We start from the raw sequence: 17796 nt of genomic DNA, 5'->3' as shown, positions 1-17796 counted from the left end.
CGAGTCGGTCCCACCCCTTCCCATCCCGAACAGGACCGTGAAACGACTCCACGCCGATGATAGTGCGGATTGCCCGTGTGAAAGTAGGTAATCGTCAGGCTCCCCAGCAGCATCAGAAACCCCACCCCACAAAAGGTGGGGTTTCTGCGTTTACGCGGCGAAAAACGCGGCGGTAAAACAGCGAGACCGACGACAGCAGTACGCCGTAATCAGGCTGGATTCAGCTCGTCCCGTCCCTCACTGCCTGCCGATCCGCAGTGCGTTCGCATAACCGGTCAGTTCCAGATAAGCCCGCCCGAGATCGGCGCCATCGCGGCTCACGCGTACCGCGCCCTCCCAGTACACCGCGCCGGTAGACTGCCGCGAGTCCAGTTCCTGGTCGTCCATCAGCGGATCCAGTTGCCATGTCAGCGCACCGGTTCGCACCGACACCGACATCGACACCGGGTAGGACGTGTTCGTACGCGGCGCGCGCCATTTGGTTCATCTGCGGCACGCTGTGAATTCTCGCGAGAAGAGACGCTGCATATAAAGCGATTCGCAGCGGCCGCCAAAAAGACCGCTTGGCGGGCAACCTAACCGATTCAAACGATCATTGCCGCCCGTCGTGGCGAAACGCTCGCGAGGAGGCTTGGAAACCGCGATCGGCTCACGCAACGGATCACCGTCATAGCAACTCCGGCTCAACAGTCCTTCCGCGGACCCGGACCTCGGAACGATCGTTCCTCCAATGGTTGTATCGCGGCGCCTCCACTACAGCACATTGCTGCCCTTGGCTGATCCGGCGGGGCAATGCCTCGCTCAGCGACCAAAGAGAAGCAATCACACTCCACCAAGGCCCAAAAGCCCCACCCATCCCCGCAAAACCAGGTCGTTCGCAACCTATCTGAAATCGCCTACCTCATGAATGAAGTCAATAAGCGCACGCAGCGCCGGCGGCAAATGCCGGTGACCGGAATAGTAGAGGCATAAGCCCGGCACGGGTCTCACCCAGTCATTCAGTACGCGCACAAGACGGCCCTCGGCCAGGTCGTCGGCCACGTACCACTCGGCGAGCTGCGCCAGCCCCACGCCTTGTCGTACGGCCTCGCGCATCAAAATAGGCGCATCGAGTACCAATGTACCCGGCACGTCCATGTTGAACCTCTCGGTTCCCCGGTCGAATTCCCAAGGCGACGGCACCCCGCTTGGCAGCCGGGCCCGGACGCACGAATGCTGCAATAGATCAGCCGGCGTCATAGGCTTAGGATGCCTGACGAAATAGTCAGCCGATCCCACTATGGCCACAGGTGTATCGGCCGTTATTGGCACGCGGATCATGTCGCCCGGAACGCGCGAACTCGAGCGCAGCCCGGCGTCGAAGCCTTCCGCGATGATGTCCACCATCCGTCCTTCGGTAACGAGGTCGATCGTGATGCCGTGATAGCGCTGCAGAAATCCGATCATCACGGGCTGGAACGTCATGAGCGCCGCGCCAAGCGAACTGTTGATCCGAATGGTTCCCGTCAGCTTGTCCTCGCGCTCGCTCACCGCTGCCATTGCATCCTGGATGTGCGCTACTGCAGGTCGGATCTGATCCACGAATCGTTGACCAGCCTCTGTCAGGGAGACGCTGCGCGTCGTACGGTGAAACAGGCGCACGCCCAGTCTTGCCTCCAGGCCCGCCACCGCGTTACTCACGGCCGATGTCGACATGTCGAGATCAACTGCGGCCGATCGGAAACCTCGCCGTCTCGCCACCGCCAGCACAACCTCGAGTTCGGTCAAACCGCTTCTGTTCATTGTTCTGGTTTCCGCGATAAGTCATCCCTGACTGCCCATATTATCAAATCAATGCCGCGCCCCCAGACTATCTGTATCCCGGCGACCGCCGGCGCTTTTGGGGAATCAATATGTGGAACATCGACAAGGCGTACATCGACGGAAAGTTCGTCCCCTTGCACGGCGACGAAGTGATTGAGACGACCAACCCATCGACGGAGCAGGTCATCGGCACCGCAACGCTGGCTAACCGTGACGACGCCAGGCGCGCAATCGCAGCCGCCCAACGCGCTCAGCAGACGCTCGCGCGCACCAGCAAAGCGGAGCGCATCGATATGCTGATTAGACTTCAGACCGCCGTTCTTGCAAGTACCGAGCGCATTCGTGACGCCACGATCGACGAATACGGCGGTCCTGTCGCGCGCGCTCAATGGGTCAGTGAATATGCGTCGCAGTGCTTCGCCAATACAGCGAAAGCGCTCGACGATTATCCGCTGACACGCCGTGTGGGAGACGCCACCGTGTTCATGGCGCCGGTCGGCGTGGCTGGCCTTATCGCGCCCTGGAACAGCACGGCCGGCACGATTTGCAGCAAGCTGGCGTCGGCGATCGCGGCCGGCTGCGCCTCGGTCATCAAGCCTAGTGAGTTGAGTCCCATCCAGACTATGGTGGTCGCCGAAGCACTGCACGACGCCGGCTTGCCGCCGGGCGTCTTCAATATTCTGCTCGGGCGGGGCGCGGACGTCGGCGACGAAATCAGCACCAATCCCGGCGTAGCGAAAATTTCGTTCACCGGCTCGACGCCGACCGGCAAGCTCATCGCCCGTGCCGGGCTTGAAACGATGAAGCGAGTCAGCCTGTCGCTAACCGGCAAATCCGCCTCCGTCTTACTGGACGACGCAGATCTCGACAGTGCAATTCCGCTCGCATTGAACGCCGCCTTCATGAACAACGGCCAGGCGTGCGTGGCCGGTACGCGGCTTCTGGTACCGCGATCCCGCCTCGACGAGGTGATCGAACAGGTCAAGGCAGCGGTCGCAACCATGCGCGTGGGCGATCCGCGCGACCCATCCACGGTCGTGGGGCCGCTCGTCAACCGGGCTCAGTACGATCGCGTGCAGCGTTTCATCCGCCGAGGGATCGAGCAAGGCGCTCTGCTGGTGACGGGAGGCGAGGGCCGGCCGGCAGGACTCGACAAGGGCTATTTCGTGAACCCGACGGTGTTCGCGGGCGTACGCAACGACATGGACATCGCGCGTGAAGAAATCTTCGGTCCAGTGTTGTCGATTCTGGAGTACGAAAACGAGGACGACGCCATCCGGATCGCGAACGACTCGGTCTACGGTCTTCAAGCGTACGTGTTCTCATCGCAGACCGGGAGGGCGGAGCGCGTCGCGTCGCAACTGGAAGCCGGCACGGTGCTCATCAACCGCATCAAGCCCGAACTTCTCGCGCCGTTCGGCGGGCTGAAGCAGTCCGGATTGGGGCGGGAGTTTGGCGTGTTTGGTCTGGAGGCATTTCTGGAGCCGAAGTCCATCGTCTCGGCGTAGTGAGGCGGAACAGGTCACACCGCATGTCCTCGCGGCGCCTCCGCAATTACCGTGTTTGGGAGTCGCCGCTCTTCGAACAGTTGCGCGCCGTCGCGCAACCTTTCTGGAGCGCAGTGCAAAAAACAGCGCGCAAAAACGCTGCGTCCGGCACTGCATATCTACCTCACGCCTGTCCGCAAGCATAGCCCCAGCTTTGCGGACAGGCATTTTCCCAGCATCCAGGTTCATCTCTGCTGCATCGCAAACCTTCAAACTGTAGCAGGTACAGTTGGCTGTCTGTAGTCGACATCTGTACCTTTTAAAAGGGTACAAAACACCTATCATTCGCGCATCCGCTTCCAAACAGAACGAGAGCAACTGGAGAACGAAGATGAACGCGTATCCGACTCAGTCAGGTAACGCGCTGCTCGAACGGCCGACGCAGGATCGTACGCATTCGGTTCGACATCCGCGGCGGTTGAGGGGACGGGCAGGCCGGGCAGGGGGCGTGGGCGCGGTGCTTCTGTTGGCGGGCCTCACGGTCTATTGTGCGCACCTGGGGGAAGCGGTCGCGTGGTCCTCGCTGAAAGGCGCCAGCTTGCCGCTCTTCGCAGCGGCCGTCGTCGGAATAAGCCTTGGCGTCGCGGCGACTCTTAAGGCGGCCGAACTGTTGAGCACACTGCGGCAGTTCTCTGCCGCGATAGAAGCAGACACCGGTGAAGGTACAGAGGCCATGTTGTCCGAGGACGGACCGCCGGCAATCGCCAGACTGGCTCGCGCAATCAACGCGGCCGCCCGCTATCGCGCCGGTCGTCAGGCCGAGCTGCTGCAAGTACTCGCCGCCTATGCGCACGATCAGCGCACGCCGTTGACACGCATGGGCATGCGCTGCGAGTTGGTCGAAGACCCAGCGGTACGCGACGCATTGCAGCGCGATCTCGCGGAGATGGCCCAACTGGTCGAAGCCAGCGTGTCTTGCGCGAAGATGCAATGCAGCGTCGGCGAGCGGACACAGCGGGTCGACGCGGACAATCTGCTGGGCACACTGGTCGGCGATTACCGCGACGCCGGGCGCACCGTGGCATTGGAGGGGAGCGTGGGGCGTCCGCTCGTCACCTGTCCGCATGCGCTGCGCCGTGTGCTGATGAACCTCATCGACAACGCGCTCCGCTACGGTGGCGACGCGCGCCTGTGTGTCCGCGTCGAAGCTCGCCAGCTTGTGCTGGCCGTAGTGGACTCCGGGCCCGGCATTCTGCCTGTGCAAATGGACGCAGTGTTTGCGCCTTGGTACAGGTCTCCGGAGACATCCGCGCGTGCGCCGGGTTCAGGACTGGGGCTCGCGATCGCACGGCGTCTGACGCTCGCAATGCGCGGCGAACTGCAACTGGAAAACCGCTGCGCAGGCGGCCTCGAAGCGCGGCTCACCTTGCCACTCGCGACCGCCTGAATAACCTGGCATAAAAATCGCCCCTTCGTTTCTGCAGGCAGGGCTTGCATACTCAATCGACACCCGGAACGGGTACACCGCGAACCCCGGTTCGCACACGCACCTCTCACGTTCTTCGGAGACGCGTTCCAACGGTGCGTCACCGGATACTTTCCGATACCGGGCCGACACATCCGGGATACATTTCGCGCTTCTAATGGACACATGGCGCGAGGTTAGCAAGGTCGAGAAAGCACTCGACGTAATACGTGCCCAGGCACATCGTAGTTGCAGTGATGGTTCTTGCAGTGACAGTTCTATAACTCAAACGATTCTCTCTCATACTTCAAAGGATCAAATCATGAAACTTCGACATCTCGTCGTGAGCAGCGGCCTCGCGATTGCCGTTGCCGCATTCGCGTACACGCCGGCCTTCGCGGCGGACGCGGCGGCTGCCGCGTCGGACAGCACCGCAGCGACCAGCAAACCGGCGCCGACCAAGAAGTCGGTTCGGGCAGCTAATCGTGCCTTCTCCAAGACGGTCCATAAGGCGATCTTCAAGACCAAAGGTCTCGAACAGTCGACGATCGCCGTTTTCGGCGATGCAAAGACGGGGCATGTGACGCTGTCCGGTCAGATCGAAAGCCAGGACCAGGAACGTATCGCCGTCAACGCTGCAAAGAAGGTGCCGGGCGTGACCTCGGTCAGCAGCAAGCTGACGCTACGCGGGCAAGGCGGAGGCTAATAGACCGCGCGGCGCATGGCGCGGCCTCTGACTGGCAACTGCGCCGCACGTGTCGTCACCGGCAAGCCTCGGGCCGTTTCGCACTATGTCCACGCACGCTACTGGAGATGGATCGATGACCGTACCTTCCAAAGACCATATCGTGGTTCGCGCGCTGCTGAACGTGCTCGATCCGTCCGCCGAGCAGCTCGACGCCTGCGCGAAAAAACCGTTCGTGAAGCTCAAGAAGCGCGGCGTCAATGCGTGTGCGCCCGCCGCCGACGACAATCGCCGCGTGGTGGGACGGCCAGCCAACATCGTAGTGGTCGAGCGCCTGTCGGCGTGCACGATCAGCGTCTCGTGGAGCGACGCGTGTTCCGGCCGCTACACCGAACAGATCTGGTGCAGCGGTCTCGCTCACGTCGCCGCCGTCTGCGCGCTGACGGGCCGCGCGATCCATCGCGGCGATCAGGTGTTTCGTCCGCGCACACGTGAAGTGCGTGTGCCGCCGAATCGCCATCAGATGATTCTCGCCGCGACTATCGGTCATCGCGCCGACCTGGCAATCGCGGGAACGTGACACCACTGGTTTTTGAAGCTCGACGCTCGCGGCTCGCGTCTTCGTGAGCGCAGCAGAACGAGCTTCGGTTCGACCAGTCATGCGGATTCTGTCAATGCGCCCATTCAGCGCCTTTTTCGTGCTCATCGGCACCTTGCTAGCAGCGGGCGGGTACGGAGCAACGTTTTTCCTCTCGATGCATTTCCGCTCGATGGGAGGGAACGACCTCGACACCGGACTGGCGCTTGCGGAAGCGACAGTTGGCACGCTCGTCGGAGTGCCGCTGGTGGGCTGGTTCGCTCAGCGCATCGGCGCCGCTCGCACGACCGCTCTTGCGGCGTTGTGCATCGGTTTGGGCGTGGCGGGGTTTGCGTTGATCGACCGCATGAGCGGTTTGAGCGTATTTCCAGGCTTTCTCGTGGGATTCGGCTGGGGCGCGTTCTGTCTTGCTGCGCCGATGGCGCTCGCGGAACGCACGAGCGATACGGACCGCGGCTTCTGGTTCATGCGTTTCGGCACGATCCAGATGGCCGGCATCGGCGGATGTCCTGCCGCGGCCGCGTTCGCTATTCGTTCGTGGCATTGGCCGCTTACGAGCGTGCTCTATCTCGTCGGTGGTCTGTGCGCGCTCGCCGCGCTGATGCTCGAAGTATTCGGCCGGATCTCGCCGCATTCGTCCGCGTCGCCGGTGCAGGAGCGCTGGCTGCGTCAAATAGGCGCTATCAGCCGAACGCGTGCGGCTTATCCGATTGTGATGATCTCGCTGTGCGCCTGCGTTTTCTCAGGCTTGATGACGTTCCAGATGTCTTTCGTGCAAGGCACGCATGCGCAGGCGGGTACCTTTTTCAGCCTGTATGCAGTGACCGTCGTGGCCGCCCGCTGGCTGCTGACGCGCGTCGTGATCCGGCTACATCGCGCAGTCGCGACGAAGCTGCTGCTCGGCATCATGGTGCTCGGCATCGCAGCGATGTCCGCGGTGCCGTACTACACCGGGTTCCATGCGGCGAGCGCCGTGTTGCTCGGGACCGGTTACGGTCTCGTCTATCCGACCATTCAGGCGCAGGCGGTCAACGACTCCGCCGCGATGCACCGGCCGGCCGCGTTGACCTGGTTCGTCGTCGCGTACTTTGTCGGCACGTTCGGTTTTCCGGCGATCGGCGGCTGGGTGCTCGTTCATCTGGGCAAGATCGCTTTGATTGCGCTGATCGCGATATGTGGCCTCGCGGCGCTCATGCTCGCGATCATGCGTGACAAGCATGACAGGCACAGCATTGGGCCATTTGCTGGGGCTTGAATAGCCACGGGTTGCGAGTGCGCCGCGTTAAGGCGCAAGCGCGCGCAACGCATTGACGAATCGTTCGTCGGCGAGATAAGCGACGTTGAACCGCGAGTATGCCGAGACGCGTTCCGAAGCAGGCGAGAAAACGGCGCCGGGCGCGAGAATCACGCCGCGCTCCAGCATTGCCTTCGCGAGTTTCATCGAGTCGGTCCATTCGGGCAACGAGGCCCACAAGTACATGCTTTGCTCGCTCTCCTTGAAGATCTCCGCGCCCAGCTTTTTAAGCGCGGTTTTTGCCGTCGCCGTTGCGCGCTTCAATTTTTCCTGAAGTTGGTTCGTATGCCGAAGGAAATGGCCGTCGCTGACAATGGCCGCGAGCGTCCGCTCGCTGTATTCCGAGCTGCTTACGTGGATGAGCATTTTTACATCGGCGAGATCGCTCGCGAGCGCCGCATTGCACGCGAGAAAGCCGACGCGCAATGCCGCCGACACGGACTTCGAAAAGCTGCCCACATAAATGGTGCGGCGCAGTTGATCGAGTGTAGCGATACGTGTCAATGATCGCGGCCGCAGGTCGGCGAAAGCGTCGTTTTCAACGATGACCGTGTCGTGTGTTTCGGCAAGTTGCAGAATGCGATACGCCTTCGCGGCGCTCGTGTCCGTCGCCGTTGGATTATGTCCGACCGATTGCGTGAAGAACAGCTTCGGCCGGTGCTCGATCATGCAGCGCTCGAGTTCGGCGAGATTCGGTCCGTCTACTTCGCGCGGCACGCCGATGATATTCGCGCCGCTCAATTTCAGTTTGCCGAACAGCGGATAGTAGCCAGGGTCGTCCACGAGTACGGTGTCGCCGGGCCGCACAAAATAACGCAATACGAGATCCATGGCCTGATTGGCGCCATGCGTGAGAACGATCTGTGAAGGCGCGGCCTCGATCTCATAGCCGGAGAGCTTCTGTTGCAGCGACTGGCGCAGCGGCAGATAGCCGTAGCGGCTGCCATAGCGAAATAGCGACGCGACGCCGGTGCGCACAACCCGCTGATGGTACTGATCGAGTCGAGTCGCTTCGAGCCATTCGATAGGCGGAAAGCCTTCGCCCAGATTGAGAACGTCGGGCTTGACCTGCAATTGCTCCCGCATTAACCAGACGGTATCCATCGCGCGATCGAGCACGCCGCTTTCTTCTGCTTCAGTCGTGGCTCTTGCTCTTTGCGCGACATAAAAGCCGGAGCCCCGCCGAGGCTCGATCAGTCCGCTCGCGGTAAGCATTTCGAATGCGCTGATCACCGTGTTCTTCGAACAACCGGACGCATCAGCATATTCCCTGATCGAGGGAAGTTTGGCGCCCGCCGGAATCACGCCTTCTTCAATCTGTTTGGCGAGATTGTCTGCCATGGAACTCGACAGACTCGCACTTCTACGCAAGCTCATTAACGCGACTCCGGCGGGATATAAAAGTGTCACTGGTACAGCGGTTCAACTGTAAGCACCAACTGTACCTTTTAAAGGGGTACGGTCCGCCTATTATTGATCCTTTAATTCATAGTCGCAAGCACGAATGAACGCGGCGACCGTAACCCCGAGGACAGTAATGGCTATTGATTCGACGCTGCCGAATTTCCGTTCACTCAACCCGCAGGAGCGTCTCGCTCATATCTGCAAAGCGGTCGGTCTGGATGACGCGCAATATTCGCAATTGGCAACGCCCGGCGCGTTGCCGCTCGAAACGGCGAATGGAATGATCGAGAACGTGATCGGTACTTTCGAATTGCCGATGGCGGTGGCCGGCTACTTCCAGATCAACGGCAAAGACGTCATCGTGCCCATGGCAGTGGAAGAGCCGTCCATCGTCGCGGCGGCTTCGTTCATGGCGAAACTTGCGCGAGTAAGCGGCGGTTTTCAGACGTCGAGCACCGGACCGCTGATGCGCGCACAGGTTCAGGTGGTCGGCGTGAGCGACCCCTATGGCGCGAGACTGGCGATCCTCAAACACAAAGACGAATTGATCGGCCTTGCGAATAGCCGCGACAAAGTACTCATCGGCTTGGGTGGCGGTTGTCGCGACATCGAAGTGCACGTGTTTCCGGACACGCGGCGCGGTCCGATGATAGTCGCGCATCTGATCGTCGACGTGCGCGATGCGATGGGAGCGAACACCGTCAATACGATGGCCGAGTCCATCGCGGAACGCGTGGAGCAGATAGCCGGCGGCAAGGTGCGTCTACGCATTCTGTCCAATCTCGCCGACTTGCGGCTCGCACGCGCTTCCGTACGCTATTCGGCGGACACGCTCGCTACCAGAGACTATTCCGGTGAGGAAGTGATCGACGGTGTGATCGACGCGTATCTCTTCGCCGCGATTGACCCTTATCGCGCGGCGACGCATAACAAGGGCATCATGAACGGCATCGATCCGGTGATCGTCGCGACCGGCAATGACTGGCGCGCAGTGGAAGCGGGTGCGCATGCGTATGCGACGCGCGGCGGCCGTTATACGTCGCTCACAACGTGGGAAAAGGCGCAGAACGGCGACCTCGTCGGAACGATCGAAATGCCGATGCCGGTCGGACTCGTCGGCGGCGCAACGAAGACGCATCCGCTTGCGCGTCTCGCACTCAAGATCATGGACGTGAAGTCGGCACAGGAACTCGGCGAGATTGCAGTCGCCGTTGGCCTTGCGCAGAACATGGGTGCTTTGCGCGCGCTCGCAACGGAAGGCATTCAACGCGGCCATATGACCTTGCATGCACGCAACATCGCTTTAGGTGCGGGTGCAACGGGTGACGATGTTGACTGGGTAGTCAAGCAAATGATAAGTTCGGCGGACTTCCGCACTGACTTCGCAATAGAAGTCCTACAGCGTCCGCGAGATGCATGACATCTGCGCGGATACGATTTTGCCGGGGCCGCAATCGACGGTCCTCGCAAAGCGAGACGGCGCTCTGCCGGCACCGGCTATTCCGTTGTACCGGCGCGCCGCGAACATCGCGCCAATAGTGAACGCGCAAACGCGCGCCGATTCGCAACCACGCGGAGTACTTTCCCGCTATATGACTGAGCTTTCGCTGTTGCGTGTGAGTTGCGCTTGCTTGAGCAGCGCACATCGTGCGTGACATCTTCGCTGATTAAATTAGACGGAACCTAACCGCAACTCGAAGTCCCACGGCGATGTTCTCGCCGTGCATGAGGCGTCGCGAGGCGCACTCCCAGAATAAAACATCTTGGTCAGGAGACAGACATTGAAATCATCCAGTGCCAGTGCAGCGACGGCCGCCGGCGACGGGTCGGGCATTCACGCGCACGTCGACGCGTCCACCTTCAAGCTTGCCGAAGTATGGGGCGATACCGTCGATCTCCGCCATCTGGCGTGGTCGGTGGCCTTAGGCGTGGCAATTAGCGTCGCCGCGTTCGAGGCGGGCAAAGCGGTGCTGTCGTCCGCTGTCAGCGACGCGGCCATTGTGCGTGCCTACGCAATGCTGATCGGCCTGGGCGGATGCCTCGCGGCGGGCGCGCTCAGTGCGTTCTTTTTCAAACCCAAGCGCGTGGTGACCGACCACACGGTTGGCGAATCGGACCGCCAGCATGTGTTGAAGCAACTCGCTGAAGAAGGAGGCGGCATCGGATCGATCGCCGATCTTCCGCCAAACGCTGCGGCCGAATTAAAAGAGTTGGGACTCTACGATCTGTTCGCCGCATACGAGTTATCCGAGCAAGCCGCGCAAGCAAAGGGAGAACGCTGATGGACTCGCTGATCCAACAGTTTCCGATGGCCTTGGCAATGGGACTGCTCGGCGCTGTCGTCTTCGCGGCGATCGGCCTTGTTTCCGGCACCGACGAAACGACCACGATCGCACCGTTGACCTTGCTGGTCGCATTGCTCGGCGTGCCGCCAGCCGGCGTGTTCACCTTCTTCATGGCGGGCGCGGTCGCCAAGCACATGACCCACGCCATTCCCACCGCATTGCTGGGCATTCCCGGCGACACGATGGCCGCGCCGCTTCTCCAGCAAGCCGCGATGCTGCGCTCGCTTGGTGTGCCTCATATCGCGTTGCGCAAGATGATCTCCGGCGCGATCGTGGCGGCATTCGTTGCATTGCCTTTTGCCGTGCTGTTCGCCGTCATGCTCGCGCCTTTCGGCAGTCTGATCACGCGCGCCGCGCCGTGGGTGTTTCTGTTCGCGGCGGTTTGCATCGCGTACTTTTCGGCGGGACGGTGGGCTTCGGTGCTTCTACTGATTCCGTTCGTGTTGCTGATAGTCGGATTGCAAACGCTCACGCGCAGTCACGGCGTCAACCTGAGCGTCAGCTATTTTCTCGGCATTGCAATTGGCCCGCTAATTGCCGACCTGTTCTCGATACTCTCACCGGTCGAACGCCGACGCATGCGTCGCGACCACGTGTCGAACTTTGCGCTCGCGCCGGACCTGAAAGGGTGGAGCGGTTACTTTCCGAATCCGCTGAAAGTACTCGACCGGCAACAGACGGCATACACGGTCGCGACGGCGGCGGTATCGAGCGCGACCTTCGTGTTCAGTCCGGTAGCGATGACGGTACTGATGGGCGAGATAGTCGGCGCGCGAATCCGTCATGCGTACCATCGTTTGACGACGGTCATTGCCGTGCGTAACGGCGTGACCGAAGCCACTTACATTGCGGAAGCGCTGATCCCGCTGATCGCGTTCGGACTGCCGCTCAGTCCGGTGGCCGCGGGTCCTGCCGCGCCGCTCTTCAATGCGCCGCCGCGCTTCACCGTGAACACGGCGACCGGCCACATCGACAACCTTCACACGCTGATGACGACCTGGCAGTTTCTCGTCTTCGGTCTGTTGTCCATCGTGCTGGCCGCGTTGATCGCTTATCCGCTCGCGATGAACTATGCACACCGCGCCGCTTCTTTTGTCGCGCGCAAGCTGAGTCACGAGGCGATTATCGCGACGTTCTCCGGGCTGATCGTGGTGATCGGTCTTTGGGAAGGGCAGTTGCTGGGGCTTGCCGTGATCCTCACGGTCGGGCTGTTTGGCGGATTGCTGTCGCGTCTGTTTGCGTTCAATGCGGGCGTCCAGTTCATGGGCTATTACGCCGCCGTGCTGAGCGTGCCCGCGATCATCAAACTTTTCTAACAGGCAGGCGCCGCGCGCCTGCTGCGATGACTTCGAATCGCCAGCAGGTCAGCCGCGCCGGGCGCGCATCAAGCGGTAGGCGAAACAGAGCTCAGGAACTGGTGAATTTCGGAGACAACCGCCGCGCCGTCGCCCACTGCGGCGGCAACGCGTTTGGCCGAAGCCGCCCGCGCATCGCCGATCGCGAACACGCCCGGCACGTTCGTCTGCAAAGCGAAACAGGCCGTTTCCGGCCGCACTCCTGCGGTATAGCCCGTTTTGACGAAGCCGCGTTCGTCGATCTCGACGCTGCAATCGCGCAGCCAGCGTGTGTTTGGATCGGCGCCGGTGAACAGGAACAGGTGGCGCGTGGCGACACAATGCGGCCCGTCAGGCGTATCGCAGACGACCGATTCGAGTCCCCACTGATCGCTCGTGACCGCCGATACGACCGTGTTCGTATGCAGCACGATATTGCCAAGCGACGCGATGCGATCGATCAGGTAACGCGACATGCTTTTCGCAAGATCGTCGCCGCGAATCAACATATGCACGCGGCTCGCATGCGAAGCGAGGAATACCGCCGCCTGACCCGCCGAGTTGCCGCCGCCAATCAGCACGACCTCGGCGCCCCGGCACAAACGCCCTTCGACGGACGACGCCCAGTAGTAGACGCCGCGTCCGTTCGCCGCGTCGAGCCCGGCAATCACGGGTTGCCGGTATGCCGCTCCCGTTGCGATGACGACCGTGCGCGATGCGATCCGCTGTCCGTCTTCGAGCGTGAGCTGCAGCGGCGTTTGTGCGCAATCGAGCGTCTCCACTCTCGCGGGCATTACGATTTCCGCGCCGAACTTAACGGCCTGAACGAACGCGTTCGCGGCCAGTTCGTGACCCGACACGCCGGTGGGGAAGCCGAGATAGTTTTCGATGCGTGCGCTCGCGCCGGCCTGGCCGCCCGGACCATGGCCGTCGAACACGATTACCGACAAACCCTCCGACGCGGCATATACCGCCGCGGCAAGACCCGCCGGCCCCGCACCGACCACGGCGACGTCATATGTGCGGGCCGCGTCGACGTCGAGCAGAAGGCCGAGCTTCGCAGACAACTCGCGCGCGTCGGGGTTGCGCAATAACGTGCCGTCCGCGAGCATCACCACGGGATAATCGTTGTCACCGCCGCCCAGACTTGCGAACAGTTCGCGCACGGCGGGATCGGTGTCGGGATCGGCGACCGAATACGGATGATCCAGCCGATGCAGCAAGCCTTCGAGCGCCACCAGATTCATGTCGCCCGCGGGGCCGATAAGCACCGGCCCGCAACCTTCATGCACGAGACCGAAGCGGCGCAGAATCACCGAGCGCATGATCGTCTCGCCGATGTGCGCGTCGGCGACCAGCATCGCGCGAATCTGTTCGGGCGGAATCATCAACGCTTCGACGTCGGTGAGCGCGAGCCCGTCCGCGAGCGCGGGCTTCCCACTCAACTGCGCGACTTCGCCGAGGAACTGGCCGGCGCTCAATTCGGCGATGACCTGCGAACGGCCGAGGCCGTCGCGCCGCGTAAGCCGGGCTTGTCCGCTAAGCAGAACGCGCATGCCGAGGCCCGGCTGTCCCGTGCGAAACATCACATCGCCCGCGTTCCAATGTTCGAGCGTGCCGAAGCGCAGCATTTTGCCGACGTCGGTTTCGCTGAAACGCGGATAGAGGTGATCGCGCGGCGCAGCGAGCGATGCGGGAAGGCGCGGCGCCGATGTGTGTTTGCTGCTTCGATCGTGGTTCATCGGATACCTTTCCTTGCGCGCCGGCCGCGCGTCGCCCGGCGCGCAACGCGGATTGGCGGGCAGGCAATCATGCCGCCGGCCACAGCGACGGTCAAGACAAACGAAGGTATGCCCGCACACACATGGCCCGTCAACCGGCAGAAGGTCTTCGGGCCCGGTTCCTAAGCTCGACTGACCATATTTGACGGCCTTCGCTCATACCTACATATGATGGCACTCCGCGCCTCGAACGATATGCTTCTATCACGGGCGATGACGGCGAGCGACTTCCTTTCATCCGACATGCTCGAATGAACAAGCCGCCTTCACACGGCGACCAGATGCCTGCTGCGAAGAACGTCGAAACGCTCGTGCGATTTGAACGCGAGTACCGATGTGCGCGCATCGCGGCGGCGATAGGAGAATCTCCATGACGATGATTGCGTTGATGCCATCCGATTCCACTCGCCGATCGCCTGCACTGGTTCGAGCAGATGCCGAAGACTCGGCGTTGCAGCCGGCCGTTGGATTTCGTCGCCTGCTTGTGACTCGCCGGATCCGCAACACAGTGGCAATCGCTGCGTGCGCATTGTTCGTGCCGCTCTTCGACCTGGGTGGCCGGGCGATCACGCTGTTCGTGACTCGCTGTTTCGCCGGAACTGGTTCAGTGGCGATCGCCGCGGGCGTGGCCGTCTCGTTGTCGCTGCTCGCCGCCGCATTGTGGATGTATGTGCGATATCTGCGTGTGAGCATCGAGCATGTGACAAAGGCGATCGAATTGCACAGTGCAAGCGACGATCGTGCGCCGCTCCCCGAGCGCGGTCCATCTGCGGTGTTGCGGTTGACCCGCGCAATCGGTTTCACACGCGGCCGTCATGCGGCTCGCCTCGCGGAACTGCTCGATAGTCAGGCCGCTTACGCACACGACCTGCAGGTACCGCTTAAACGCATGGGTGTTCGCTGCGAGACGCTCGACGATCTCGCGTTGCGGCGTTCGCTGACGCGCGACCTCGCCGAAATGAAGCAGCTAGTCGAGGCGAGCATGGCCTGCGCGAGAATGCAGTGCAACGTCGAAGAGCCGCCAACCCGAGTGTCTGTCGACGCACTGCTCAGCGGCCTGATCGACGACTATCGCGATGCGGGGCATTGCATCGAACTCGAAGGCGAGGTCGGTTATTCGATCGAGACATGCCCGCATGGGCTTCGTCGCGTCCTCGTCAATCTGATCGACAACGCATTGCGTTACGGCAGCGATGTGCGTTTGCATTTGCGAGTCGAAGCGCAGGCCGTGGTGTTTGCCGTGCTGGATAACGGACCAGGCATTGAACCGTCGCAGATGGAAGCAGTATTCGCGCCGTGGTATCGCGCGCCGCGCACTGCCGCACGCGCGCCAGGTTCGGGCCTCGGTCTCGCGATCGCGCGGCGACTCACCCATGCGATGCACGGCGAGCTTTGTCTGGAAAACCGCCTGACGGGAGGCCTCGAAGCGCGGCTCACATTGCCGTTGATCGTCGCGTGAGCGACGCGACGTCGCGCGCCTCCTTCTTGCCGTTGCTGCATCGCTGTTCACGTGCACGAAGCGTGCGGACTTTCGTAGCGCAATGTATCTGCGGCGCTTCTGGAAAAAGTGGCTTGCAAAGCGGCATCAGTTGGAAATACGGCGGATACGTTGAGCCGTTCAAATAAGAATTCTTATTGGAGGCAACATGAGTGAACTATGGCGTTTGTCCGCGGCCGAGCTTGCCGGGCTGGTCAAGACCCGCAACGTGTCTGCGCGCGAAGCGGCACTATCCGCGCTGGAGCGGCTCGATGCGGTGAATCCGAAAGTCAACGCGGTGGTCGCGCATCGGCCTGAGCTGGTACTCGAGCAAGCGGATAACGTGGATCGCGCAATAGCGCGCGGCGGAGATCCGGGGCCACTTGCCGGCGTGCCGGTCACGACGAAGATCAATACTGACCACGCCGGTTTCGCAACCACCAACGGTACGCGGTTGCAGGAAAACCTCGTGGCGCAAACCAATAGTCCCGCCGTCGACAATCTGACGAAAGCCGGTGCGGTGCTGCTTGGCCGGAGCAATTCGCCGACCTTCGCGCTGCGCTGGTTCACCTCGAATCAGGTGCACGGCCGCACGCTGAATCCGCGCAACGCGAAACTGACGCCGGGCGGCTCGACTGGCGGTGGCGCGGCAGCGGTCACAGCGGGCATCGGCCAGCTTGCGCTCGGCACCGACATCGGCGGCTCGTTGCGCTATCCCGCCTACGCATGCGGCGTCCACGGGCTGCGGCCGACCTTCGGTCGCGTGCCGGCCTTCAATGCTTCGTCGCCGGAACGCGCGATCGGTGCGCAACTCATGTCCGCAACCGGGCCCATCGCGCGAACCGTGCAGGACCTGCGCCTCGGTCTCGCCGCGCTCGCCGCGGCTGATCTGCGCGATCCCTGGTATATGCCGATGCCGCTCGAAGGACGCGCGGTGCCGTTGCACGCGGCCATCTGTCTGCGGCCGGGCGGCTTGCAAATCGCGAAGGAAGTAGAGGACGCCTTGCTCGACGCCGCGCGCCGTTTGGTCGATGCCGGTTGGACCGTCGAGGAAATCGACGACGTGCCGGCGATTCGCGAAGCCGCGCAATTGCAGGAGCGGCTGTGGCTCGGCGACGGCTTCGGGGCGCTCGCCGACATGGTGGCGAGCGACGGCGATCCTGGCGCGCACGCGGTGGTCGCGGCCGCGCGTCTCAAAGTGAAAGACCTGCCTGCCGATGTGATCAGCCGTTCGCTCGTGAGGCGCACGACGTTGCTGCGTCAATGGCGGCTGTTTCTCGACCAGTACGCGGTCGTGCTGATGCCGGTTTCGTCGGAGCTCCCGTTCCCCGACGACCTCGACATGCAGGGCGCAGCAGGTTTCGACCGCGTGTGGGAAGCACAACTGACGATGCGCGCTTTGCCTGCGATGGGTTTGCCGGGTCTGGCGGTAACGACGCAACTCGTCGACGGCGTGCCGGTCGGCGTTCAGATCGTCGCGGCGCACTTTCGTGAAGACCTGTGCCTGCTCGCCGGCGAAGCGATCGAAGCGCGTGGTGCACCCGCGTCGCCTGTCGATCCGGATTGCTAAGTATGTGAAGGTCCGCGCTGTGAAGCACTTGGGGTCGCGAACCACCTGTTGTGCGCGTAACGCAAATTCACAGTGCGGACTATCCGACGCTATGCCGACGGCAGCGTGACGGTGACGATAGTCGATCCGCGAAGCCGTTCAGCCAGATCAAGATGAACCGGCCGCTCGCCCAGCCAGCGCAAGAACCCTCTCTGCGTTCGGTGGCCGACCACCACGATATCCGAATTAAGGTTGGCCGCGTGCCGCGAGACGGCGTCCGCCGTGCGTCCGAAAGTAAGGTAGCCGTGCGCGGTGACGCCGCTGTCCGCGAGTTTGCCAATGGCGGTTTGCAACGTATGGCGCGCGAGTTCTTCGAGGCGGCTGTAGGCGAGGTCGCTCAGCATGCCCGCAGAGTGCGCATTCGCGCCTGCCGGGTCGACGACCGACACCACATCGACTGCGGCCGACAACGCCAGCGAGAGTTGCGAACAACGCGACAACGCGGCTTGGGACTCGGCTGTGCCGTCGTACACGAGCAGCATTCTGAAAAGAGATGACATGTGTGTCTATCGCA

At 62.1% G+C, this 17796-nt stretch carries 14 protein-coding genes, 1 rRNA gene and 1 pseudogene; 11 read left to right on the top strand and 5 right to left on the bottom strand.

Features of this window, described 5'->3' with window-relative positions; translation table 11 throughout:
* A 5S ribosomal RNA gene (rrf, locus tag H281_RS37740) occupies window positions 1-100 on the top strand; the annotation flags it as partial.
* Window positions 101-237: 137 nt separating this feature from the next.
* Here rrf and H281_RS0126025 read toward each other — a convergent pair.
* Together H281_RS0126025 and H281_RS0126020 are read right to left on the bottom strand one after the other, a co-directional pair.
* Window positions 238-477 (bottom strand): annotated as a pseudogene (locus H281_RS0126025) (lipocalin family protein); the annotation flags it as partial.
* A gap of 405 nt (window positions 478-882) precedes the next feature.
* Entirely contained in the window at window positions 883-1767 is an 885-nt protein-coding gene (locus tag H281_RS0126020; RefSeq protein WP_338117953.1) for a LysR family transcriptional regulator, read from the bottom strand.
* Window positions 1768-1892: 125 nt separating this feature from the next.
* Here H281_RS0126020 and H281_RS0126015 point away from each other — a divergent pair, with 125 nt between their 5' ends.
* From H281_RS0126015 to H281_RS0125995, 5 genes are all read left to right on the top strand, one after another.
* Window positions 1893-3311, top strand: coding sequence for an aldehyde dehydrogenase family protein (locus H281_RS0126015; protein ID WP_020070071.1), 1419 nt, complete (start codon window positions 1893-1895; stop codon window positions 3309-3311).
* Between the two features lie 370 nt (window positions 3312-3681).
* Window positions 3682-4737 (top strand): sensor histidine kinase, encoded by a 1056-nt coding sequence (locus H281_RS0126010; protein WP_020070070.1) that lies wholly within the window; start codon window positions 3682-3684, stop codon window positions 4735-4737.
* A 340-nt stretch (window positions 4738-5077) separates the two neighbouring features.
* Window positions 5078-5461 carry a BON domain-containing protein gene (locus H281_RS0126005; protein WP_020070069.1) on the top strand — a complete coding sequence of 128 codons (384 nt, stop codon included), beginning with the start codon at window positions 5078-5080 and terminating at the stop codon, window positions 5459-5461.
* Between the two features lie 115 nt (window positions 5462-5576).
* Window positions 5577-6020 (top strand): DUF3331 domain-containing protein, encoded by a 444-nt coding sequence (locus H281_RS0126000; RefSeq protein WP_020070068.1) that lies wholly within the window; start codon window positions 5577-5579, stop codon window positions 6018-6020.
* 79 nt (window positions 6021-6099) lie between these two features.
* The gene (locus tag H281_RS0125995) at window positions 6100-7293 is read left to right on the top strand and encodes an MFS transporter (RefSeq protein WP_020070067.1); all 1194 of its coding nucleotides are present in this window, start codon (window positions 6100-6102) and stop codon (window positions 7291-7293) included.
* Window positions 7294-7320: 27 nt separating this feature from the next.
* On the opposite strand, the gene H281_RS0125990 is transcribed toward H281_RS0125995, so the two are convergent.
* The gene (locus tag H281_RS0125990) at window positions 7321-8709 is read right to left on the bottom strand and encodes an aminotransferase-like domain-containing protein (RefSeq protein ID WP_027804958.1); all 1389 of its coding nucleotides are present in this window, start codon (window positions 8707-8709) and stop codon (window positions 7321-7323) included.
* Between the two features lie 160 nt (window positions 8710-8869).
* Between H281_RS0125990 and H281_RS0125985 the strand changes: the two genes are divergently transcribed.
* From H281_RS0125985 to H281_RS0125970, 3 genes are all read left to right on the top strand, one after another.
* A complete protein-coding gene (locus H281_RS0125985; protein WP_020070065.1) occupies window positions 8870-10156 on the top strand; it encodes a hydroxymethylglutaryl-CoA reductase, degradative in 1287 nt (428 codons plus the stop codon).
* Window positions 10157-10517: 361 nt separating this feature from the next.
* Window positions 10518-11018, top strand: coding sequence for a hypothetical protein (locus H281_RS0125975; protein WP_020070063.1), 501 nt, complete (start codon window positions 10518-10520; stop codon window positions 11016-11018).
* Window positions 11018-12397 (top strand): tripartite tricarboxylate transporter permease, encoded by a 1380-nt coding sequence (locus H281_RS0125970; RefSeq protein WP_020070062.1) that lies wholly within the window; start codon window positions 11018-11020, stop codon window positions 12395-12397. The genes H281_RS0125975 and H281_RS0125970 overlap by 1 nt, the downstream gene beginning before the upstream one ends.
* A 68-nt stretch (window positions 12398-12465) precedes the next feature.
* Here the strand turns inward: H281_RS0125970 and H281_RS0125965 are convergent, their stop codons facing one another.
* On the bottom strand, window positions 12466-14157 hold the full coding sequence (locus tag H281_RS0125965; protein ID WP_020070061.1) for an FAD-dependent oxidoreductase: 1692 nt from the start codon (window positions 14155-14157) through the stop codon (window positions 12466-12468).
* A gap of 409 nt (window positions 14158-14566) precedes the next feature.
* On the opposite strand from H281_RS0125965, the gene H281_RS34890 reads away from it, so the two are divergent.
* On the top strand, window positions 14567-15655 hold the full coding sequence (locus H281_RS34890) for a sensor histidine kinase (protein WP_020070059.1): 1089 nt from the start codon (window positions 14567-14569) through the stop codon (window positions 15653-15655).
* A 187-nt stretch (window positions 15656-15842) separates the two neighbouring features.
* Complete coding sequence (locus H281_RS0125950; protein WP_020070058.1) at window positions 15843-17243, top strand: amidase family protein; 1401 nt, start codon at window positions 15843-15845, stop codon at window positions 17241-17243.
* Between the two features lie 89 nt (window positions 17244-17332).
* Here the strand turns inward: H281_RS0125950 and H281_RS0125945 are convergent, their stop codons facing one another.
* Window positions 17333-17782: a universal stress protein gene (locus H281_RS0125945; protein WP_123282704.1), complete on the bottom strand. Its 450-nt coding sequence runs from the start codon at window positions 17780-17782 to the stop codon at window positions 17333-17335.
* Window positions 17783-17796 lie beyond the last annotated feature (14 nt).

The sequence above is a fragment of the Paraburkholderia caledonica genome, from assembly GCF_000383275.1.
Taxonomy (GTDB): Bacteria; Pseudomonadota; Gammaproteobacteria; order Burkholderiales; family Burkholderiaceae; genus Paraburkholderia; species Paraburkholderia caledonica.
Note: the sequence above shows the minus strand (reverse complement) of the source record. Positions and strands in the feature narration are given on the sequence as shown.